At 44.7% G+C, this 23,879-nt stretch carries 15 protein-coding genes; 2 read left to right on the top strand and 13 right to left on the bottom strand.

What is annotated here, in order from left to right:
* Nucleotides 1-1,240: 1,240 nt before the first annotated feature.
* The 8 genes from DKT73_RS19585 to DKT73_RS19620 all read right to left on the bottom strand — a co-directional run bounded on the left by DKT73_RS19585 (nucleotide 1,241) and on the right by DKT73_RS19620 (nucleotide 8,626).
* Nucleotides 1,241-1,876 (bottom strand): RpiB/LacA/LacB family sugar-phosphate isomerase, encoded by a 636-nt coding sequence (locus DKT73_RS19585; protein ID WP_111640211.1) that lies wholly within the window; start codon nucleotides 1,874-1,876, stop codon nucleotides 1,241-1,243.
* 48 nt (nucleotides 1,877-1,924) lie between these two features.
* A complete protein-coding gene (locus DKT73_RS19590) occupies nucleotides 1,925-2,245 on the bottom strand; it encodes a cupin domain-containing protein (RefSeq protein WP_111640212.1) in 321 nt (106 codons plus the stop codon).
* Nucleotides 2,246-2,455: 210 nt separating this feature from the next.
* Nucleotides 2,456-3,238: a DNA-binding transcriptional regulator KdgR gene (gene kdgR / locus DKT73_RS19595; protein ID WP_111607091.1), complete on the bottom strand. Its 783-nt coding sequence runs from the start codon at nucleotides 3,236-3,238 to the stop codon at nucleotides 2,456-2,458.
* A gap of 194 nt (nucleotides 3,239-3,432) precedes the next feature.
* On the bottom strand, nucleotides 3,433-4,182 hold the full coding sequence (gene kduD / locus DKT73_RS19600) for a 2-dehydro-3-deoxy-D-gluconate 5-dehydrogenase KduD (protein ID WP_111640213.1): 750 nt from the start codon (nucleotides 4,180-4,182) through the stop codon (nucleotides 3,433-3,435).
* Between the two features lie 159 nt (nucleotides 4,183-4,341).
* A complete protein-coding gene (locus DKT73_RS19605) occupies nucleotides 4,342-5,628 on the bottom strand; it encodes an ABC transporter substrate-binding protein (protein WP_111640214.1) in 1,287 nt (428 codons plus the stop codon).
* Between the two features lie 59 nt (nucleotides 5,629-5,687).
* On the bottom strand, nucleotides 5,688-6,821 hold the full coding sequence (locus tag DKT73_RS19610) for an ABC transporter ATP-binding protein (RefSeq protein ID WP_111640215.1): 1,134 nt from the start codon (nucleotides 6,819-6,821) through the stop codon (nucleotides 5,688-5,690).
* A gap of 9 nt (nucleotides 6,822-6,830) precedes the next feature.
* Nucleotides 6,831-7,745 carry a carbohydrate ABC transporter permease gene (locus DKT73_RS19615; RefSeq protein WP_232827943.1) on the bottom strand — a complete coding sequence of 305 codons (915 nt, stop codon included), beginning with the start codon at nucleotides 7,743-7,745 and terminating at the stop codon, nucleotides 6,831-6,833.
* A complete protein-coding gene (locus DKT73_RS19620) occupies nucleotides 7,745-8,626 on the bottom strand; it encodes a carbohydrate ABC transporter permease (RefSeq protein WP_111607095.1) in 882 nt (293 codons plus the stop codon). Before DKT73_RS19620 ends, DKT73_RS19615 begins: the two co-directional genes overlap by 1 nt.
* Before the next feature lie 289 nt (nucleotides 8,627-8,915).
* On the opposite strand from DKT73_RS19620, the gene DKT73_RS19625 reads away from it, so the two are divergent.
* Together DKT73_RS19625 and DKT73_RS19630 are read left to right on the top strand one after the other, a co-directional pair.
* Complete coding sequence (locus DKT73_RS19625; RefSeq protein WP_111640216.1) at nucleotides 8,916-10,064, top strand: oligogalacturonate lyase family protein; 1,149 nt, start codon at nucleotides 8,916-8,918, stop codon at nucleotides 10,062-10,064.
* Between the two features lie 379 nt (nucleotides 10,065-10,443).
* Complete coding sequence (locus DKT73_RS19630; RefSeq protein WP_111640217.1) at nucleotides 10,444-12,303, top strand: putative bifunctional diguanylate cyclase/phosphodiesterase; 1,860 nt, start codon at nucleotides 10,444-10,446, stop codon at nucleotides 12,301-12,303.
* Nucleotides 12,304-12,537: 234 nt separating this feature from the next.
* On the opposite strand, the gene DKT73_RS19635 is transcribed toward DKT73_RS19630, so the two are convergent.
* From DKT73_RS19635 to glmU, 5 genes are all read right to left on the bottom strand, one after another.
* Nucleotides 12,538-14,160: a methyl-accepting chemotaxis protein gene (locus DKT73_RS19635; RefSeq protein ID WP_111640218.1), complete on the bottom strand. Its 1,623-nt coding sequence runs from the start codon at nucleotides 14,158-14,160 to the stop codon at nucleotides 12,538-12,540.
* A gap of 430 nt (nucleotides 14,161-14,590) precedes the next feature.
* Nucleotides 14,591-15,976 carry a diguanylate cyclase domain-containing protein gene (locus DKT73_RS19640; RefSeq protein ID WP_111640219.1) on the bottom strand — a complete coding sequence of 462 codons (1,386 nt, stop codon included), beginning with the start codon at nucleotides 15,974-15,976 and terminating at the stop codon, nucleotides 14,591-14,593.
* A 128-nt stretch (nucleotides 15,977-16,104) separates the two neighbouring features.
* Nucleotides 16,105-17,928 (bottom strand): sensor domain-containing diguanylate cyclase, encoded by a 1,824-nt coding sequence (locus tag DKT73_RS19645; protein ID WP_111640220.1) that lies wholly within the window; start codon nucleotides 17,926-17,928, stop codon nucleotides 16,105-16,107.
* Between the two features lie 2,327 nt (nucleotides 17,929-20,255).
* Nucleotides 20,256-22,082, bottom strand: a complete 1,827-nt coding sequence (gene glmS, locus DKT73_RS19650; RefSeq protein WP_111640221.1) for a glutamine--fructose-6-phosphate transaminase (isomerizing) — start codon at nucleotides 22,080-22,082, stop codon at nucleotides 20,256-20,258.
* Nucleotides 22,083-22,196: 114 nt separating this feature from the next.
* Entirely contained in the window at nucleotides 22,197-23,558 is a 1,362-nt protein-coding gene (gene glmU / locus DKT73_RS19655; RefSeq protein WP_111640222.1) for a bifunctional UDP-N-acetylglucosamine diphosphorylase/glucosamine-1-phosphate N-acetyltransferase GlmU, read from the bottom strand.
* Nucleotides 23,559-23,879: the final 321 nt, after the last annotated feature.

Genomic DNA, 23,879 nt, shown 5'->3' on the forward strand with positions numbered 1-23,879 from the left:
GACGGCCTAAAGGCCGACCTACATGTGATTGGGTTTGGGGTGATTCGTTTTTGACGGCCTAAAGGCCGACCTACACGTGATTGGGTTTAGGGTGATTCGTTTTTGACGGCCTGAAGGCCGACCTACATGTGATTGGGTTTAGGGTGATTCGTTTTTGACGGCCTAAAGGCCGATCTACATGTGATTGGGTTTGGTGACATCGGCTTTTGACGTTGATTTTTGTAGGTCGTGCTTTAGCGCGTCAAGGGTTTTTATTTAATGATAATTTGATTTGGCATTATCGGCTTGTGACGGCCTGAAGGCCTGAAGGCCGACCTACACGTGATTGGGTTTGAGGGGATTCGTTTTTGACGGCCTAAAGGCCGACCTACACGTGATTGGGTTTAGGGTGATTCGTTTTTGACGGCCTAAAGGCCGACCTACACGTGATTGGGTTTAGGGTGATTCGTTTTTGACGGCCTAAAGGCCGACCTACACGTGATTGGGTTTAGGGTGATTCGTTTTTGACGGCCTAAAGGCCGACCTACACGTGATTGGGTTTAGGGTGATTCGTTTTTGACGGCCTAAAGGCCGACCTACACGTGATTGGGTTTAGGGTGATTCGTTTTTGACGGCCTAAAGGCCGACCTACACGTGATTGGGTTTAGGGTGATTCGTTTTTGACGGCCTAAAGGCCGACCTACACGTGATTGGGTTTAGGGTGATTCGTTTTTGACGGCCTAAAGGCCGACCTACACGTGATTGGGTTTAGGGTGATTCGTTTTTGACGGCCTAAAGGCCGACCTACACGTGATTGGGTTTAGGGTGATTCGTTTTTGACGGCCTAAAGGCCGACCTACATGTGATTGGGTTTAGGGTGATTCGTTTTTGACGGCCTAAAGGCCGACCTACACGTGATTGGGTTTAGGGTGATTCGTTTTTGACGGCCTAAAGGCCGACCTACACGTGATTGGGTTTAGGGTGATTCGTTTTTGACGGCCTAAAGGCCGACCTACACGTGATTGGGTTTAGGGTGATTCGTTTTTGACGGCCTAAAGGCCGACCTACACGTGATTGGGTTTAGGGTGATTCGTTTTTGACGGCCTAAAGGCCGACCTACACGTGGTTGGGTTTAGGGTGATTCGTTTTTGACGGCCTAAAGGCCGACCTACACGTGGTTGGGTTTGGGGTGATTCGTTTTTGACGGCATAAAGGCCGACACGTGGTTGGGTTTGTGTCGGCCTTTGGCGTGGTAAGGGATTTATAACAACGAACGTACGTAGGCTTCGATGTCTGGGTTTTGGTTGTTGTTGAAGAAGCATTGTTGAAAGCGTTCGCCGGATACGGCGGTTTTCACTAAGTCTTGGTCCATGGCTTTTAAGCCATCCAAGTAGTTGTCTTTCATGGTGGCGACTTTGACTTGGTTGAGGATGCCGGCGTTTTTCACTTGGGGCTCTTTGCGTTCTATTGGATAACCTTCGCCACGTGGGCCGGTGAAAGCTTTTTCGAAGATGTAACGTGCGTTGAGTTCGGCGGCCCAGCCGAAGCCTTTGGCAAAGGCCATGGCGATGGCGTTGCCGTTGTTGATTTGGTTAAACAAGAAGGCGTCGGAAGGTTCTAGGCAGTAGCCACATATCACACCTGGGTGAGCGTTTAGCGACATCATGGCACCTTGTCCTGTACCGCAGCCAGAAACCACGAAGTCGACGGCTTTTGAGTTCAATAATAGGCTCGCCATGATGCCTAGGTGAATGTAGGTTAGGTGGTGATCGTTTTCATCGCTCATGCCCACGTTAAAGACGTCATGGTTTAAAGGGCCTGCAACGGCGTTGAGTTGTGCCAGGATGGTCGCGTTTTTGCCCGCTTGGCTGTTTTCCATCATCAGTGCAATTTTCATTATTTTCTCCTGAGTGGTTTGATTAGGTCCTTGTGGCAGGACGCTTGTTCATAAAAAGTCTTTGCGTACGGGGGTGAAGTTGTCGAGCAGTATGCCGGGTTCTAAACAACGACAGCCGTGCATGACGTTTGGTTTTTTGTACAGAGTGTCGCCTGGGCCAACGATTTTGGTTTCATCGCCGATAGTGAATTCAAATTGACCCGACAATACATAGGTTAATTGTTCATGGGGATGGCTATGCAGTGGACCAATGGCGTCTTTTTCAAAGTGCACTTCCACTGTCATGATGTTATCTGAATAGGCCATGATTTTGCGGGATACACCTGCACCAAGGTCTTCCAGAGGAACTTCGTTATTGTAAACAAACATAGGACAACTCTTTGTATTTTTGTTGTAGACCTCTCTACTATAGCAGTGATAAAACATTATTCAATCTTTTATGAAAAGCTGTTTCATTTATTTTTATAACTATGCAGTTAATTTTCTACAATCCACATTCAGCGATGATAAAACCAATCAAGAGCCATAAAAAAAGCTGGCGTCATAATGAGGCCAGCTTTTAAAGAGACTAAGGTCATACTATTTAGTGTGACCGAGTTTTTCCGATATTTTGCTCGTCGCTTCTTGCAATAGGCTAACGTACTTTTCAAACTTTTCAGGCGTGTAACGTAGAGTTGGGAAAGATAGACTTAACCCTGCAATAACGTTGCCGAGACGATCATAGATAGGGCTACCTATGCAGCGTAGACCTTCTTCTTGCTCTTCATTGTCGACACCATAACCTTGTACTTTGACTTGCTGGAGCTCTTCTAACAAGGCGTCTATGGTACGGTGTGTCTTTTCCGTAGAAGGTACAAATTGCGTGTCTTTAAAAACGTCGCGGATATAGCTTTCTGGGCGTTCCGCGAGTAACACTTTACCAATGGCAGTGGAGTAAAGCGGGTTACGACCACCAATACGAGATTGCATACGCAGATTGTATTGTGCGTCTACTTTATAGATGTAGATGATGCCATCACCGTCACGAATACCAAGGTGCAATGCTTCTTTGGTTTGCTCGGCAATGCTCGCCATGTAGGGCTCAGTTAAGGACACCAGATCCACGTGTTCAAGGGCTTTTGAACTCACTTCAAACAGTTTTAACGTCAGTGAATAGCGGTCATCGTCGCCTTCTTGGGAGACGAAACCAAGCATTTTCATGGTTTGTAAAAACCGATAGACGGTACTTTTTGATGTCATCACGGTTTGCGATAGCTCTGTTACGCCGACGGATTTGTGTTCTGCCATCGCGTTTAATATCGCAAACACTTTCATGACCGAGGATACGGGTTCGATTTGTTGATTGTTCTCTTCGTTTGTCATATTAGTTTCATTTTTTTTGAAATAGGATTTTGCAATTGTAATGCAATTTTATAGTTGTTACAGCCAAGATTACAAAATGAAACCGTAATAGTCACTCTCACCCATTAAAAAACGTCAGACATGACGGGTGCGGACATCTGTTATGGTTTACACCATTGTCCGCAAACTGTCCGCACGCCTTGAAAATGGGCAATTTATCGCGCTAGCCAGCCTCCGTCTACCGCAATGGTATAGCCATTTACATAACGCGATGCCTCCGATGCTAAGAACACAATGGGGCCGGCCATGTCTCCAGGCGTTCCCCAACGACCCGCTGGTATACGACTGAGGATTTCACTTGAACGATCTTCATCAGCGCGTAACGCCGCTGTGTTGTCCGTCGCCATGTAACCAGGGGCGATAGCGTTAACATTGATACCGTGTTTCGCCCATTCGTTCGCCAGTAAACGTGTCACGCCCATCACGCCGCTTTTTGAGGCGGTATAAGAGGGCACACGAATGCCGCCTTGGTAAGACAACATAGAGGCAATATTGATAATGTTGCCTGTAGTGCCTTGGGCGATGACTTGTCTGGCAAAGCCTTGAGACATAAAAAAGACCGCTTTAATATTTAAGTCCATTACATCGTCCCAATCTTTTTCGGTGAAATCCAGCGCATCATTGCGACGAATGATTCCTGCGTTATTCACAAGAATATCGACTTTCCCAAACGCTGAAACCGCCTCTTGGATCACATAATCAACGCTGTCCATTTTGCTCATGTCGGCAATGACACTGTGAAATTGACGGCCTGTTTTTGCCATGAGTTCGATGGTTTGTGTTGGATTGTCTCGGTTAACGCCCACCACATCAGCGCCTGCTTTTGCCAATGCTAATGCCATTCCTTGCCCAAGGCCGGTGTTGCATCCTGTCACAATGGCTACTTTTCCTGTCAGGTCGAACATAGTGTTTCCTCATCTTTATTAAATTTTTGGACAATATAGGTCGTGCTTTAGGCCGACAAAAAACTCACTACACCAAATAACGTCTTGTCGGGCTAAAGCCGCGACCTACAAAAGTCAATTGTGTGTCACGCCTCTTTCCTAGGCTTTACAGCGCTATGCTTATTTAATCGCTCTACGCAAAATGCGATTTCCCTGAGACATGAATTCTTTTGCCGCTTGTTCGACCGTCATCGATCCTTGGTCCATCTTTTCGATCATCTCTTCAAATAACCCGAGTATTTTCGGATTCTCAAAATGCGGGGAGGTGATCAGTTTTTTGGGCAAATCGTCGATTTGAGCCAAACCAGCGACCGATAAATCATCGTCTTTGATGGTGCCATCCAGTGATAAGGCACGACGGGCAGCCAAGCTCAATGGCACGCCACGAGCCAAGCCCATTGCGTTGTAGCCTGCTGGCTCGTTTAATAGGAAGTTGATTAACTTTGCTGCGCCTTCTGGGTTTTTACTGTTTTTTCCGATTGAGAGCATCAGTGCCGGTTTGTAGAATAGACCTGCGTCATCGGCGCCTTTTTGCATTAGGTAAAAGCCCAATTCCATTGACTGCGGTGGTCTTAAATTGTCGTTGTATTTGTTGATGGCAGAGTTCCACATATACACCCCTGCCCATTCCCCATTAATCCAAGGTTTATGCTCGTACAGGTTGGCTTTACCAAAACTCGCCACGTATTTGCTGCTTGGGGTAACATGGTTGTTGACCATGTCTTCGTACATTTTGAAAAATTCGAGCATTTGTTCATCGCTGTAAGCGAATTTTTTACTCGCCTCATCAATCATGGGTATACCGTATTTTTGCACCATAAAAGAACGGTTCATGGCAATAATGTCACGGCCTTCTAACATAAGAGGAAAGTATTCATCGCCCAATTTTTCTTTAAAAACAGGCCCCGCTTTCATCAAATCATCCCAAGTAACGGGATAAGGCAATCCGGCTTTTGCCCAAGTGTCTTTGTTGTAATAAAAGACTCGTGCAGTCATAGAAACTGGAATGCCGTTTAACTTGCCATTATTGGTGCCTGCCTCAAGGGCCGATTGATCAAATTGGGATAAGTCCAGCACATTACTGTATTCACGCAAGTCTTTAAAACCCTCCCCTCGCGCGGAGAAAATTGGCATCCAATTCCAGTTGGTTTGCATCACATCTGGCTCGGTATTACCCGCTATCTGGGTGGTTAATCGTTCTAGATGACCGCCCCAACCGGTGTATTCTGTTTTCACAGAAATCTCTGGATGCACTTTTTCGAACTCTTTAACAGCCTCGTTGGTTGCTGTGTGTCGGGAGTTCCCTCCCCACCATGACATGCGCAGATCTTCGGCACTGGCGTTGATGCTCATCATGGAACCTGCGGACGCTAATCCGACGAACAGAGCGATTGTTCTTATTTTCATGCTGCTTTTCCTCGTTGGCTTTTTATTTGCGATACAATTTTTTCGTGTTTGTCTGTCTTTTACAGCGAGATGTTTATCTCGGTTGCTTTACTAAAAATATGACCGTTATTCATTTCAAAATGGAAAAGTTGTTCTTTGCCAATGGCGTCTAATAATTTGGCTTCGACCACATCTGCAGGTATCCGTGTACACAGTTCTCTGTCCTCTACAGTAAAGTGGACATAAAACTCTGCGCCCATGTTTTCCATGCGTACAATGGTGCCCCTGATGATTTCATCCTGCGGCGAATTTTCATCCGCTAATTTGATGAACTCAGGTCGAATACCAAACACCACGTCCTCGGTGAAGTTGGTTAAGACTTTCTGCAGTTTTTCATCTGGCAAACCCAACATCTGAGACGACAAGGCCAAATGGCATTTGCCTTCCCCCGTGCGATCTAAACGGGTCTCAACCATGTTCATTTCTGGCGCGCCAATGAATCCGGCAACAAACAGGTTTTTTGGGTACTTATAAAGGTTGGCTGGCGTATCTACTTGCATGATGTGTCCGTCTTTCATCACGCAAATACGATCGCCCATGGTCATGGCTTCGGTCTGATCGTGGGTAACGTAGACACTGGTTGCCGAACGATTGGTCTTTTTCAGGGTTTTGTGCAAATCTGAAATACGCACACGCATTGATGCTCTTAGCTTGGCATCTAGGTTAGATAAAGGCTCATCGAACAAGAAGACTTGAGGGCGTTTGACAATGGCACGACCCACCGCAACACGTTGCGCCTGACCGCCAGAAAGCTGACGCGGCAAGCGATCTAGTAAAGGCGTAAGCTCAAGCAGCTCAGCGGCTTCATTCACTTGTTTTTCAATATCCGCCTTACTGACTTTTGCTAATTTCAAACCAAAGCCGAGGTTTTCACGCACACTCATATGGGGATACAGTGCATAGTTTTGGAACACCATGGCAATGCCACGGTCTTTAGGCGGTAAGCCATTTACGACTTTTCCACCGATACTAATAGAGCCACCAGTAACTGATTCCAAACCCGCCAACATACGCAACGTCGTCGATTTCGCACAGCCAGAGGGCCCGATCACGACTAAGAACTCGCCGTCTTCAATTTCTAGGTTAATGCCATGAACTGCTTTGAAGCCGTTCGAATACACTTTGGTCAAATTTTCAAATACAACTTTAGACATACTATTCACCTATCCCTTAACGCCACCGGACGAAATTCCTTCTACGAAGTAATTCTGTGCGATTAGGAAAACAACAATTGACGGAACAATGGCAATGGATGCCATCGCCAGAATTTCATTCCACTGAGTACCTTCGGTGACATCAATGGACAATTTAAGAGCCAATGCGATTGGGTATTTTTCTACGCTGGAAATATAAATAAGCGGACCCAAGAAATCGTTCACTGACCACATAAACTGGAACAGCGCGACAGAAATAATGGCAGGCTTCAACATGGGTACAACGATGTACCAAAGCAGCTGATAGGAGTTACAACCATCAATTTGTGCCGCTTCTTCCATGTCCGTAGGCAAGCCTCGTAAAAACTGAATCAACATAAAAACGAAGAAACCTTGGGTCGCAAAAGCCATTGGTAAGTACAAAGGCAAATAGCTGTCTAACATGCCCATTTCACGGAACATCAAGTATTGAGGGATCAGCAATACCGACGTTGGTAGCAAAATAGTCGCCACCAAGGTAACAAACCAAAATTTCTTAAAGGGAATCTCAAAACGAGCAAAACCATAGGCGACAATCACCGATGAGATCACCGTCAAAATCACTTTCGGCACCACGTAATACAAGGTATTCAGAAAGAATCGACCAAAGGTATATTCCGTGCCGGTATTCCAGCCATTGATAAAACCGTCTAGGGAAAATTCTTTCGGCCATAAACTCAACGAACTAAAGATTTCATGATTGGGTTTAAAGGCCGCTGAGAACATCCAAAATAGCGGATATAGCATGACCAATCCAAAAAACAGCAGAATAATGTAACGAATAGAAGCGCCCACTCGTTGCTTACGAATTTCTGCTCTTAGCATTGGATTGTTTTTTAAGTCAGCAGACAAGGCTGCTTTATTTGGGAATACTTTATTCATCATTACTTACCGCCCTTATCACCTGAGTAGAACACCCAGTACTTAGATGATTTGAATGAAATCGCCGTAAAAACCGCCACAGCTAAAAACAACACCCAAGCAAGCGCACTGCCATAGCCAAGATCGAAATACTTGAATGCCGTCTCATAGATATAAAGCGAGAACAAATACGTCGATTTAGCCGGTCCACCGCCGGTAATAACATACGGCGCGGTGAACTCTTGGAACGCCTGAGTCGTCTGCATGATGAAGTTAAAGAAAATAACGGGAGTAATAAGAGGCACGGTAATCTTGGTAAACATCTGCCATTTAGAGGCTCCGTCAATCAATGCCGCTTCATACTGAGATTGCGGTACGCTCTGTAACGCCGCTAGGAAGATGACCATGGCCGAACCAAACTGCCATACTCGTAACAAGGTCACAGAGAACATGGCAAACACAGGCTCCCCCAACCAAGAAATCGCTTCGACGCCAAAAATCCCTAAAAAGTTATTAAGTAAGCCATCAAGGGAAAATATCGCCCGCCATAACACGGCAATCGCCACACTGCTTCCCAGAATGGAAGGAATGTAATAAGCGGTGCGGAAGAACTTAATACCGCGAAGCTTGAAGTTCAGCACGAAGGCAATAAAGAGTGCGAAGGCAAGTTTTAGCGGAATGGTCAGAAACACATACGCGAACGTGACCCCCATAGATTGGTAGAAGGTATCGTCATCCATCATGTAACGATAATTATCTAAGCCAACGTATTCCGGTGGATTAATAAGATCGTAGTTGGTGAAACTGATGATCAAGGATGACAAAAAAGGAAAGGCTGTAAACAGCAGTAAGCCGATGATATACGGACTGATGTACAGCAACCCTAGGCGATGATTTTCATACATAGTGTGCAACTCTGATTGTTGTTTTTATTGGACGTTGTCAAAACATATTAGAAGAACAATAAAAAAATAACAACGATAAATTTATTTTTTTAAAACAGTTTTTCATTTTTATTTTTTTATTGTTTTTTAAATGCTATCTTTTAGATCTTGTGGAGGCTTTTAGGAAGGTAAGGGGATGCAAGATATGCCGTCGTCAATAAAAGCAGTCCTGATAAATAAAAAAAGCCCCCGCTGACACGACATGAGCAGCACAGGCAATACCGTACTAACAAAAATAAGAGAGGATATTATGTCACTTGGACAGATCACACCTTTGGCATTTCAGCGCACTGTTGATGCCAGCACTGGCGCCATTGTTACTCAGTTAACACCGAACGGTAGCATCTGCCACCGCAACTATTTTTACCAAAAATGCTTCACTGAAGATGGCAATAAACTACTTATCTCGGCTAATTTCGACACAAACAGAAACTACCATCTTTTGGATTTACAAAATGAAAGCGCCATACAACTTACTGAAGGCAAAGGCGATAACGTCTTTGGTGGCTTTCTTACCACACAAGATGACGCACTGATCTTTGTGAAAAATAACAAGCAGCTCATTCGTGTTGATCTTGAAACCCAAGAACACAGTGTGCTGTATGAGGTGGCTAAAGGCTGGGTTGGCTACGGCACTTGGGTACCCAATTCAGACTGTACGAAAGTGGTTGCGATTGAAATCAAAGATACGGATTACATGAGTTTGGACAGTTGGGAGAAGTTTGCTCAGTTCTATCACCAAAAGCCACGTTGCCGTTTGATCTCAATCGATCTTAAAACTGGCCAGCGCACCATTATCTTTGAAGAAAACATTTGGCTTGGGCATCCGCTGTATCGGCCAAATGACGATAATACCATTGCCTTCTGCCATGAAGGCCCTCACGATTTAGTGGCAACACGCATGTGGATGATTGACGAAAATGGCGAGAATATGCGTAAAGTCTATGAGCAGGACGAAGATGAATCCTGCACCCACGAGTTTTTCGTGCCGGATGGTTCTAAAATGATGTTTGTGTCTTATCGGCCCCATACCGACAAGCGACAACTGTGCTCTGTCGATGCACAAACACTGGCCTTTACCGTCGAAGCGTACATGCCAGCTTGTAGCCATGTCATGAGTAACTACGATGGAACACTAATAGTGGGGGACGGCTCAGGCACGCCAGTTGACGTATCCGATCATGATGGGCACACGATACAAAACGATCCCAACCTGTACCTGCTCAATCTCAACACAGGTGATATTCGAGCCATTGCTGAACACAACACCAGCTGGACCGTCTTGAATGGCGATCGTCAGATCAATCACCCTCATCCATCGTTTACGCCAGACAATAAGTCAGTACTTTACAGCTCCGATGTAAAAGGCACACCAGCGGTGTATTTGGCGAGCTTATAAAAGACCGTCATATTCTTTTTTATAGTGCATGGTGCTTGTTGTCGGTTCAATCCGATGTCATCAAAAAATACGCTGGATGAGGGGAGTCACGCCCCTACTCCAGCATGACATTCGTAGCCTGCGGCTTTTATCATCATGGATACACCGCCAATTTCATGGTTGGTTTCATCAAAGTTTCTCCGTACAGACCACTCCCTCTTGCTATCTCTCTCGGCAACAGGTAAAAGGTCGCATCACAATTGTGGTTGTCATTCTTATATTCTGTTGCACCCAGAAGACCGCTATCTGTCATTTATGAATATTGGCACTGGCGTTCTGATTACTTAAAATACTTCACACTCAGTTGTTTAATCACAATTACTATTTAACAGGAGTAGTCATGCTTTATAAGCCAGCAGAACTTGCTCAAAGACAAAGACAACACTTTATCAAGGTGATCTCGGTATTTTTTGTCGGCTCTCTTGTTGGATCGACTTTTGCTGGTCCCATGGCACAAATCATCCTACTTTGTTCGGCGGTTGGGATGTGCGCTATCTTTTGGCTTATCCATTCGCGCCCCAACAACAAGCTGGCTGTGGCTTGCTTTCTGTGGTTAATCACGCTGCAAATAAGTGCTCTCATTACCAATAACAACGCTATTTATAGCCCTATTGTCATGTGTTATGCCATTATTTTGGTATATGCGGCACTTTTTTGTTCAAAGCTCACTTTCCTATGTTTGGCCGTATTCATCAGCCTTTACTGCTCTCTACTCTTGCTTGCTATTCGTCTAGGCTATTGGCCTAGTCCGGCACCAAAAGTAAGTAATGTCTCTGTTGTGGTGATCAACTTATGCCTTTTTATTGCCAGTTTTAGTGCGTGGTTTATTGCTAAAGATTTTCGTTCATTGCTGTACGATTTATGGAGCGAAAATCAAGCATCTAGGAAATCTCAAAAAGAAGTTAGACGAATTGCGACATTAGACCCACTGACTGGTTTATCTAATCGCACCAATGCAGAACAAGCCTTTAATGCGCTTGCCAAGACAGAAAAACAGTTGTCTGTTGTGTTTATCGACCTTGATAACTTTAAACCCATTAATGACGCCTATGGGCATCATTATGGCGATATCACACTGCAGATTTTGGCTGATCGCTTAAATGCACTGCTAAAACCTGGTGAGATTTGCTGTCGATTTGGTGGTGATGAATTTGTATTGGTACTTCTTTATTCAAATAGTGTCGATTGCAGACAGCGTTACGAATTATTTCTCGAAACAATCGCTCAAGAAATACAAATAGAATTACGTACCTTTAAAGTTTCTGCTTCCATTGGAGTGTCACATTTCCCTGCTCATGGTTCGAATTTTAATGAGCTTTGTCGGCTTGCTGATCAAGCCATGTACCGATCAAAACTCAGCCGAAAAAATGCGGCTCTACTTTACCAACCACAGTGGCAAGATGAGCATCGTAAAAAATTAGAAATGATCCAATCGTTGCGCTCAGCGATTGACCGTAACGAGCTTTTTTTAGTCTATCAGCCTAAATACGATCTGGCGTCCTTGACGATTAATGGTGTGGAAGCCCTCGCTCGCTGGCAATCCAAAGAGTTTGGTTGGGTGAGTCCAGCTGTGTTTATTCCCTTAGCGGAAGAAAACGGTTTAATCGATGATCTTGGTCTGTTTGTGCTAAAACAAGCCTGTCAGGATTGCAAACATTGGCTTGAAAAAGGCTACGATATTCCCGTTTCGGTGAACTTATCAGCCGCACAGTTAAGCAGCGGTATGTTGCCTGAACATGTGTTTGGTATTTTGGCGGCTTCAGGCTTGTCGCCTCAGTATTTAGAATTAGAAATTACGGAGTCCATGTTGATGCAAGATCAACAGGCGATCGATTCGCAAATCGAAACCCTTAATGAGAAAGGGATTAGCTTTGCGATTGATGATTTCGGGACGGGTTATTCTAACTTACATTATTTAAGTCGATTCAAAGCCGCTACGTTAAAAATTGACCAATCCTTTGTCAGGCAGCTCAATGAATCTGCAGACCATTACAGCTTAAAGAACTATAGCCTAGTAAAAGGCATTGTGGTGTTGGCAAAAACACTTGGACTAACAACAGTGGCAGAAGGGGTGGAGGATAAAAATACGCTTAATACCCTTAGGGCGATCAACTGTGACTCAGCACAAGGGTATTTTTTATCAAAACCCGTTACGCTAGAGGATTTCTATGTCGCCCTGCAAAACCAAGACAGCAAGTAAAACCTCAGCCAAGATTTTGCTCGCCACATTATTCGATCACCGCTCCTTCTAAGCGGTTTAACAAATAAAAAGCCCGATACGTCTAGAAAAGTTTTCGTCGCATCGGGCTTTGTTCTGTGTTTTTGACGCTAACGCCTTCTATGTTGACCTGTCTATCTTAACCGGTTCATCCATCTACCATTCAACATTGGGAACGGTTTAAACGTGCTCCAATGTGAAACACGTTTCTCTTTTTTAGAGCCTGAATTTTAAAACCAGATTATTCAATTGCTCAGCGAGTCGTGATAAATCCAGACTCGACGCGCTGGTTTGATTCGCCCCTTCTGCAGTTTGCGCTGACAGGTCAAGGATATGGGTTAAGTTCTTATCCACTTCCCTTGCTACGCTGGTTTGCTCTTCTGCGGCACTGGCAACGGTGACGTTTTGATCGCTAATCTGACCAATCAAACGGGTTATTTCATTAAACGCTTGGCCCGCATCATTTGCCATCAGTAAAGTAGATTCGGCGCGTTGATTGCTGTTGGTCATATTCGTAACCGCTTGATCGGTTTCGGACTGAATCAATTGAATCATTTTTTCAATTTCTTTGGTGGACTCTTGCGTACGATGCGCAAGCGCTCTGACCTCATCGGCCACAACGGCAAAACCTCTACCACTTTCACCCGCACGCGCGGCTTCAATGGCTGCGTTTAGAGCGAGCAAATTCGTTTGGTCTGCAATGGCTCGAATCACATCCAAAACAGAAACTATGTTTTTAACATTGCCCGCTAATGTGGTTACGCCATTAGCCGAATGCTGAATGTCTGTGGTTAACAATTCGACGGTTTTAATGGTTTCATTGATTTTTGCTTGGCCTAACTGAGCTTTTTCATCTGCTACTTCAGCGTTATCACTGGTCGAACTTGCACTGCGTGCAACTTCTTCAATCGCAGCGGTCAATTGATTCACCGCGGCCGCGGCTTGTTCTAACTGATTACTCTGTTGAGACATGGTTTGAGAAGACTGATTGGTCACCACACTTAATTCTTCGGACGTCGCCGCAAGCTGCTGAGATGAATCGCTGATTAACGTGAGTGTTTGTCTCAGTTGTGTTTGCATCGCTGCTAACGCCCTAAGCATATCTGCGGCTTCATCATTGTGGTTATCTGTGATTTGCTCGGTCAAGTCGCCATTTGCAACACGCTTAGCCACCGCCACTGCGTAGCTAAGAGGCTGTGTCAAACTGCGACTGTAGAAATACGCAAGTGCACTTAATACAACTAAGGTGACAATAATGCCCGAAATCAACGCACTTCTGGAGTTAGTATAAGTCTGTGTGGCTTGATCATTCACTTGACTCGCACGCGTCAACTGAAACTGCCCCAGTTTATCCACTTCTGCCGTTAACACTTCAGCTGCAGGCGTAACAGTATTGCGTCGGTAAGCCAATGCTGCCGTGATATTCTGCTCATCGGACAACTTGTATAACACTGGCAAGGTGGTTATAAAAGCATCGTGCAGACTGGCAACATTGTCTAAGATCGCTTTTGCTTCTGGACTACGAGCTAACGTGTACATGATTTTTTCAGACTCATCGTATTCCTTAACGATGGCATCCATTTGTCTTTTAACGTCATCACGTTCTTGCTGATTCTGTGCATCAGACAGTTCCGCAATCAGTATTTGGCTGCGCAATATATCGCGTCTCAGCTCTGTCGCGGTGGACAAAGCCGGAATTCTATGCAGACTCAAAATATCTGTCACTTCGTTTATTTTCGCTAGCTGCATAATAGAAAACACACCTAACAAAAAGGTGATTACACCTAAAATCCCAAAGGCGACGGCCGAGCGCACGCCAATCTTCATATCTCTGATCATTTCTTTCCCCTGTATCCAGTTCGTCGTTTGCTATGATGCTAGCCTACTTAAGAACGACTCATCTTTAAGTAATCTATTTCGTCTTTCAAATAACTTACTGTTATCAACAAGACAAAATAAATAGATCCTCCCTTCCTTTTGCATCTTGGTTATTAACTATCGATGAGAACCATCGAACAAGCTATTTCCTCATGATATACATATTAGAATCATAACGTTCTAGCATGTATTAAAAACCTATGAATTATAAATCAAAATTATATTTCACATATCGGTTATTAAATTAAAATACACAAAATGACAAAAAAATACGCAAACAAATCAAATACATATCACCCTTCTCTTATCAATAATAGGTTATTGATGCTCATATACTTTCACGTATCCGCAAGCTATTTCCTACAGAATAAAAAGAATAAAGATGATGCGTTTATTCATTCAATGCCGTATGAATAGACGCACCGGTTTGATTCTGTTTCGCTTGATACATCGCCTGATCTGCCAGTTGAAACAGGGTTTTTACTGTGTTTGCATCGTCTGGATAACGCGCCACACCGATGCTCATACCAAACGCGACTTCATCACCCGTTTCTAATAAGATAGGTTCTAAACACAGCTTTAGTAAACGTTCACACGTTCGCGTTATTTCGTACTGAGTGATGCCATTGATAACAATGGCGAATTCATCTCCTCCTAATCGAGAAAGGATGTCTTCTTGTTTGGTGACATTAATGAGTCGAGAGGCAACTTCTGCCAAGACTTCATCACCTGCGAGGTGCCCAAAGGTATCATTGATTCTTTTAAAACCATTGAGGTCTATAATAAAAAGCGCCAACTGCGTATTAATAGAAACAGACGCTGTCAGTTGCTCTAAACGCTCATCCAAATACCTTCGATTTGCTAAGCCTGTTAATTCATCTACATAAGCTAATTTTTTTAATTCTAAGTAGCTGTTCATTTTTGCGGTTACATCACGCTGTATGGCGATATAACCATAAATATCACCTGTACTGCTTCTTAAAGGCACGCCATATATATGGACCCAGTAGGCTTTACCACTTTTATTGTAATTCAAAATATCCGCTTCAAAAGGCCATTCTTTGTCTATTTGGCGCTTTAGTTTTTGAATGGTTTTTTGAGAGGTTTCTGGCCCTTGCAATATTTCACTTGGCTTCTTGCCTCTTAATTCATCGAGACGATAGCCAGATAATCGACTAAACCCCTCGTTGCACCAGACTATACGCTTATTAACATCTGTGTATAAAACCCCGTTGGAGATTTGTCCGCTTATCCAAGATAAGCGCTGATTTTCTTGCTGTAGAGCGTGCATAAAATGGAGATGAAGTTCGTTCTGCGCACCTTGCGCCAAATCCAACAACAGTGTCTGTTCATACTCTGATAATTGACGTGGTTTAGTATCAATAATACACAGTGTACCTATTGGATATTGATCGTAGGATCTAAGTACCGCTCCCGCATAGAAACGTATGTGAGGGTCGCCAATTACTAAAGGGTTGTCTTGAAAGCGCTCATCTAGCAAGGCATCCTCAACAATCATCAATTTATCTTGTTCAATGGCGTGATGACAAAACGAGATGCTTCTAGGTGTACTGATAATATCAGTCCCAATGCTGGATTTCAGAAGCTGCTGATCCTTGCTCACGAAACTGATAAACACAATCGGGGTATCAAATATGACTTTGGTGAGGCGAGTAATGCGGTCAAAACGATGATCATCAGGCATGTCAAGAAGCCCTAATTCTTGTAACGCTCTGAGCCGTGCAACTTCGTTTTCTGTGCTGGTAGTCTGATGCATAATAAGCCCTTCCAGTGATAGAGGCCAATGACTCGCGAATTATAGATTAAGCATCGACACAACTCTATGTCGCTTTACAAGAGGTTACGAATAAGGCGAATGTCCATGAAACTCCGTTGCAAATGACACTAACTGTCCATTAAGTCCGCTGTTTCAACTCTGTTACGCCCTTGATTTTTTGCTTTGTACAAAGCATCGTCTGCACGCTTAAGCAATTCATCTGGCTGGCCTATTTCAGCCTCTAAAGCAGCTACACCTATCGATAACGTAAAGTTAAGTGGCTGACCTTCCGTGAACAGCGTCATTGCTTGGCAACGCTCTCTAAGCTCTTCCGCTCTTTTTACTGCGCTTGCTAAATCGGCTCCAGGCAATAAGACAACAAACTCCTCCCCTCCAAAACGACAGGCTATGTCCGTACCTCTGAACATATCCTCTAGTAAATCCGCCAAGAGTTTGAGTGCTTCATCTCCAACGGCATGACCATGTACATCGTTCAATTTTTTGAAATGGTCGATGTCGACTAATAAAACAGACAGTGGCGAAGATTGCTCTACCGCCTCTTCAAATGCCTCCTCAAAACTCAGATCCATTTGCCTTCTGTTATAAAGCCCTGTCAAAGCGTCACGTAAACTTTGTTCCTGCAAAGAATCACGCAATTTGATGTTCATCAGTGCCAATGCCAATTGCTCCGCAAGGTTCGCTGCTCCCTCTTGGTTCTCTTCTAACCAACTTGCGGCCGACTGAAAATCAAGACAGGGTTCGATGCTGAGCACACCAACAAGATCTCCCCTTGCCAATAATGGAATACACAATACAGGCGCTGTATGATCGCGCAAATGGTCACACTGTAGTGCTGTGTCATTGCTTTCATAAAAATGCAATTTTGCTCGGCGAACGGCCCAGCAACTATCATGTTCAAAGTATTCTTGATAATCGCCAGTACCCCAGCCCGAGGCCATCTTGAAACCGTCTTCATCTGATAAAAAAAGCGCCCCACTGCTGCCACTGAATATTTTTTGGCAACTGATTCTTACCACATCCGCCGCTTCGGCTTCGTTTTGACAACTTTGTAACAATTCTCCCACTAATTTGAGCTGACGAGCGTCTTCAATTCTGGCTTTGACTAATTTCTCAACTTGCAGGTGCAATTGTTGCGTCTGTTGTTTTTCCAGATGCATCATTTGCTGTAATTGCTCTGCAAGTTGATTAAACACCGTTCCCAATATGGTGAACTCATCCCGCCCTTTGGTGTTGGCTCTTTGTTTTAAATCCCCTGAGGCGAAAGCTCTTGCTACTTGGGTAATTTGATTCAAGGAATTAGCGGTATAAAATGCCGTAAAGCTGGCGAAGACAAAAGCCAGCGCCAAGCTAAAAAACATGCTCGCCATCAAAAAAGACCGAGCGTCATCGGCGGCTTTACTGCTTTGTTCCTGACGTTGCTTTAGACGCGAATACTCCAAGGTAATGAGCTGATCCACCAAAGCTTTTAACGTATCAATACGTTGCTTGCCTTCATCAGCAAAAGTCACTTGCTTACTGGATTCATTGCTTCGATAAGATTCAATTTGTGCTTTAGCGACCAAGCGCTGCCAGTCTGCATAACCAATGTTAACCTCAGCCAATATATTTCTATGCTGGTCTGTTAACTCAGCGCTATTGATCATTTTTTGCTGAAGCGTTCTCACCGCTGATACGCTTTGGTAGTAGGGCTCTAGGAAACCATCGTCTCCTGTTAGCAAATAGCCGCGTACCGCAGTTTGTGAATCAACAATAAACTGAAGCAATTGATTCAAATCCGCTATGATGGAATAGGACTCCGCCACCTGTTGATTGGCAACCGATGTTTGCTGGCTACTTTGGTAAACTGGCAAAAACGCCAGCACCAACAATAAGGTCGGTAAGAAAGTGGTAAAAAATACACGAAAAATTAATCTAGATTGAAACCACTGCATAATAAGTCTACCTGATTACTCCGAAAGGCATTGTCCAACTAACGCGACCACTTATACCATTACTTAGGATGAAGACCATTTTTTTTCACTAAAAATCCACTAATTAGGCGCAAATTTAAGTGGGTTTTCAGAACACCTCGTATTTTTAGGTATCTCATCAGACTCTGATTGTAAAAATATCTAAAAAATATATTTCACTTAACAGATTTTAGTATGGTATACGTTTGTTGATTCTAGGAGGGAGTGACGCAAATTGTTTTCTTGAAACTATCTAAAGACAGATGATACAAAGATCAAAACCTTGACGCGCTAAAGCACGACCCACATAAAGCCAATCACCTTTAGGCCATCCAAGCCCGATGACATCAAACCCACCCAAAAGGTAGGTCGGCCTTTAGGCCGTCAAAGCCTAATTACACCAAACCAAAACCTTAACGCGCTAAAGCACGACCTACATAAAACTAATCACCTGTAGGCCATCCAAGCCCAATGACACCAACCCCACCCAAAAGGTAGGTCGGCCTTTAGGCCGTCAAAGCCTAATTACACCAAACCAAAACCTTAACGCGCTAAAGCACGACCTACATAAAACTAATCACCTGTAGGCCATCCAAGCCCAATGACACCAACCCCACCCAAAAGGTAGGTCGGCCTTTAGGCCGTCAAAGCCTAATTACACCAAACCAAAACCTTAACGCGCTAAAGCACGACCTACATAAAACTAATCACCTGTAGGCCATCCAAGCCCAATGACACCAACCCCACCCAAAAGGTAGGTCGGCCTTTAGGCCGTCAAAGCCTAATTACACCAAACCAAAACCTTAACGCGCTAAAGCACGACCTACATAAAACTAATCACCTGTAGGCCATCCAAGCCCAATGACACCAACCCCACCCAAAAGGTAGGTCGGCCTTTAGGCCGTCAAAGCCTAATTACACCAAACCAAAACCTTAACGCGCTAAAGCACGACCTACATAAAACTAATCACCTGTAGGCCATCCAAGCCCAATGACACCAACCCCACCCAAAAGGTAGGTCGGCCTTTAGGCCGTCTGTAGTGGCATAGTTAAAGCCTAATTACACCAAACCAAAACCTTGACGCGCTAAAGCACGACCTACATAAAACCAATCACCTGTAGGCCATCCAAGCCCGATGACACCAACCTCACCCAAAAGGTAGGTCGGCCTTTAGGCCGTCTGTAGTGGCATAGTTAAAGCCTAATTACACCAAACCAAAACCTTGACGCGCTAAAGCACGACCTACATAAAACCAATCACCTGTAGGCCATCCAAGCCCGATGACACCAACCTCACCCAAAAGGTAGGTCGGCCTTTAGGCCGTCTGTAGTGGCATAGTTAAAGCCTAATTACACCAAACCAAAACCTTGACGCGCTAAAGCACGACCTACATAAAACCAATCACCTGTAGGCCATCCAAGCCCGATGACACCAACCTCACCCAAAAGGTAGGTCGGCCTTTAGGCCGTCTGTAGTGGCATAGTTAAAGCCTAATTACACCAAACCAAAACCTTGACGCGCTAAAGCACGACCTACATAAAACCAATCACCTGTAGGCCATCCAAGCCCGATGACACCAACCTCACCCAAAAGGTAGGTCGGCCTTTAGGCCGTCTGTAGTGGCATAGTTAAAGCCTAATTACACCAAACCAAAACCTTGACGCGCTAAAGCACGACCTACATAAAACTAATCACCTGTAGGCCATCCAAGCCCAATGACACCAACCCCACCCAAAAGGTAGGTCGGCCTTTAGGCCGTCAAAGCCTAATTACACCAAACCAAAACTCTTGACGCGCTAAAGCACGACCTACATAAAGCTAATCACCTGTAGGCCATCCAAGCCCGATGAATCAAACCCACCCAAAATGTAGGTCGGCCTTTAGGCCGTCAAAGCCTAATTACACCAAACCAAAACTCTTGACGCGCTAAAGCACGACCTACATATAACCAATCACTTGTAGGCCATCAAAGCCAAATTACACCAACCTCACCCAAAAAGTAGGTCGGCCTTTAGGCCGTCAAAGCCTAATTACACCAACCTCACCCAAAATGTAGGTCGGCCTTTAGGCCGTCAAAGCCTAACTACACCAAACCAAAACCTTGACGCACTAAAGCACGATCTACATAAAAACTAATCACCTGTAGGCCATCCAAGCCCGATGACATCAAACCCACCCAAAATGTAGGTCGGCCTTTAGGCCGTCAAAGCCTAATTACACCAAACCAAAACCTTGACGCATTAAAGCACGACCTACATAAAACTAATCACCTGTAGGCCGTCAAAAGCCGATAATACAAAACCAAACCTTATTCCACGGTAACTGATTTTGCTAGGTTACGTGGTTGGTCTACGTCTGTGCCTTTGACCACGGCGACATGGTAGGACAGTAACTGTAATGGAATAGTGTGGACAATCGGTTCTAGAATACTGTCTACTTTTGGCACTTCAGTGAAAATGATGTTTTCTTCGTTGTTTAGATCCGTGTCTTTATCCGCAAAGACGTACAATTCACCACCACGAGCCGCCACTTCTTGCAAGTTAGACTTGAGTTTGTCTAGCATGTCGTTATGTGGCACTAGGGCAATAATTGGCATGTCTTCATCGACCAGGGCCAATGGACCATGCTTCAGTTCACCCGCTGGGTAAGCTTCTGCGTGAATGTAGGAGATCTCTTTCAGTTTCAATGAGCCTTCTAGCGCAATAGGGTACATGGTGCCACGGCCCAAGAATAAGGCGTTGTGTTTATTGGCAAAGCGATCAGCCACTTCTTTAATATGAGCATCTTGTAACAGCGCATCATTGACGTGAGCAGGCAAAGAACGCAGTGCTTGAACCAGCGCTTTCTCTTTTTCAGCAGACAAGCCATTTTCCACAGCAATGGCAACACTGGTGATCAACAAGGCCGTCAATTGCGTGGTGAAAGCTTTGGTCGATGCTACACCAATTTCTGGTCCAGCATTGGTTAGCAAAGTAAGTGCTGACTCACGTACTAACGTGCTGGATGGCACGTTACAGATCGCCAATGTGGTTAGGTAACCCAACTCTTTTGCCATGCGCAACGCGGCTAACGTATCGGCGGTTTCACCCGATTGTGACAAGGTCAAAAACAAGGTTTTCTTTGGCACAGCCACTTTGCGATAACGGTATTCGCTGGCGACTTCGACACTACAAGGAATCCCTGCTAAGTCCTCGATCCAGTATTTTGCCACCATACCCGCATGGTAACTGGTACCGCAGGCAACAATATGGACATTTTCCACTTCTTTTAAGAAAGCAGAATCCGCACCAAAACAGCTGGTCAATACTTTGCTTTCGCTGATACGACCTTCCAAACAAGCGCTGATCACTTTCGGTTGTTCGTAAATCTCTTTCATCATGTAATGACGAAATTCACCTTTGTCGGTGGCATCAATATTATGGTTAAACACACTGATTGGGCGTTCTTGTAAATCGCCTTTTGCATCATAAATAGACACACCATCGCGGCTGACTTCAACAACATCGCCTTCTTCTAGGAAGATAAATTGATCGGTTACATGCAATAAAGCCAGCTGATCAGACGCAACGAAGTTTTCCTCGATCCCGACACCAACCACCAGCGGACTGCCTTTACGAGCCGCAATGAAACGGTCGTTATCGTCTTTTTGCACTACGCCAATCGCAAAAGCACCGTGCAATTTTGTTAATGTAACTTGCACGGCTTTTAGTAAGTCGGGCTGTGTTTTCATGGCATCATGAATCAGATGAACGATGACTTCTGTATCCGTTTCGGATTTGAATTCATAACCTTTGTCTTTCAATTCACGGCGCAGTGGTTCGTGGTTTTCAATGATGCCATTGTGAACCAAAGCAAGGTCATCACCAGAAAAATGCGGGTGTGCGTTGGCTTCTGTTGGTTTGCCATGGGTTGCCCAGCGAGTATGAGCAATGCCCATTTTGCCATCCAGCGGCTGAACCTCAAACTTGTCTTTCAAGGCCTGCACCTTACCTACGGCACGGTGCGAATACACGCCTTCTTCGTTATTAATCGCTACACCGGATGAGTCATAACCACGGTATTCTAAGCGGCTAAGCCCTTCGATCAGTATTTTTGATACGTTACGGCGTGCAATGGCGCCAACTATTCCGCACATGTAAGAGTCCTTTTTTAAGTCTGCTAAAGGGGCCAGATCCCTTAATAAAGTTGTATGTCATTCGAGAAAATTGTTTAAGGGATCTGGCCCCTTTTTGGCCTTTTTAGAGAGCCGTTACTTTTTAACGGGACGAGGCCAGTTATCTTTGTTCGTTTGTCGCGCTCTGGCAAAAGCAAGCTGCTTTTCACCCACTTGTTTGGTGATGGTCGAACCGGCTGCTATGGTTGCCCCTTCTGCGATGTGTACTGGCGCAACGAGCGAGGTATTGGAACCGATAAACACGTTATCGGCGACTTGAGTGAGATGTTTATTCACACCGTCGTAATTGCACGTAATCGTTCCAGCACCTACGTTTACATTGGCCCCCATATCGGTATCACCAATGTAACTTAAATGATTCACTTTACTGCCTTCGCCAATACGCGCTTTTTTGGTTTCCACAAAATTGCCGATTTTGGCGTGGTTTGACAGCTCTGTACCAGGACGCAAACGCGCAAAAGGCCCAATGTCACAGCTCTCGCCTACTTGGCTGTCGTCAATTAATGTGTTGCTTTTTATGACGGTATTATCCCCAATTTGGCAATCTTTTAAGTGACAATTTGGGCCAATTTCAACGCCATTCCCTAATACAACCTTGCCTTCGAACACACAGTTCACGTCAATGATAACATCTTGACCGGTGATCAATTCACCACGCACATCAATACGAGATGGGTCTAATAAGGTCGCGCCATTTTGCATCAAATAAATTGCCTGCTGTTTTTGCAGTTCTCTTTCCAACGCGGCCAATTGCACTCTGTCATTCACACCCGCCACTTCGGCTTCGTTCTCTGGATTAACCGTCACAATATCCACACCATCACGTGCCGCCATCGCAATCACATCGGTCAAGTAATATTCGCCTTGGGCATTATAATTCGTGAGCGAAGCGAGCCAAGTCTGTAGATGCTTGTTGGGTGCCAATAAAATACCAGTATTCACTTCCTTGATAGCCAGTTGGCTGGCTGAGGCATCTTTTTGCTCGACTATGGCAATCACCTTGCCTTGATCGTCACGCACGATACGGCCGTAGCCGGTTGGATTATCAAGAGCAATGGTCAATAAAACCAAGGTATTTGGCGTCGATAACGCGGTCATCTTTGCCAATGTTGAGGAACGAATCAGGGGAACATCACCGTATAAGGTTAATGTGGCGCCATCGGCTTGCAGATAAGGCGCAACACGACGTAGCGCGTCGCCTGTACCTTGCGGATTATCTTGCCAAACAATATTGGCTGAAAAATCCTGACAATTCGCTTCGACCTGCTCGCCTTGATGTCCTACAACAAGATGCAATTTGGATTCTGGAAGGGTGCTAGCCGTGGTTAGCACCCGTCTCACCATGGCTGTACCACCGACTTTATGCAATACCTTAGAAAAAGCGGATTTCATTCGGCTGCCCTTTCCGGCGGCCAGAATTACGATGTCCTGAGTCATGAAGCGTCCTTGTATGGGAGTCTTAAAATAATGAATGAATTAAGGATAACGCCTATTAGACCCTGTTGCTAAAAACGCCACAACCCAAATTGTCACAAAAAAAATGACAATTTTTCACTATTACTTATAAGTCGATGATTTACAGGCATTTCAAAGATATTTAATAGAAAGATTGTCAGGAAAATTTTAACCAAAAACACCCCAAATTCAGGCATAGTGAGATTGTCACGAAATCGCATCCATCGACCTTGTTAGTCGCACCACCAGGCCGTCAAAAACGGATAACGCCCAACCAAACCCACCAAAATGTAGGTCGGCCTT

Origin of the sequence: Marinomonas shanghaiensis, assembly GCF_003259175.1 — a bacterium.
GTDB lineage: Bacteria > Pseudomonadota > Gammaproteobacteria > Pseudomonadales > Marinomonadaceae > Marinomonas > Marinomonas shanghaiensis.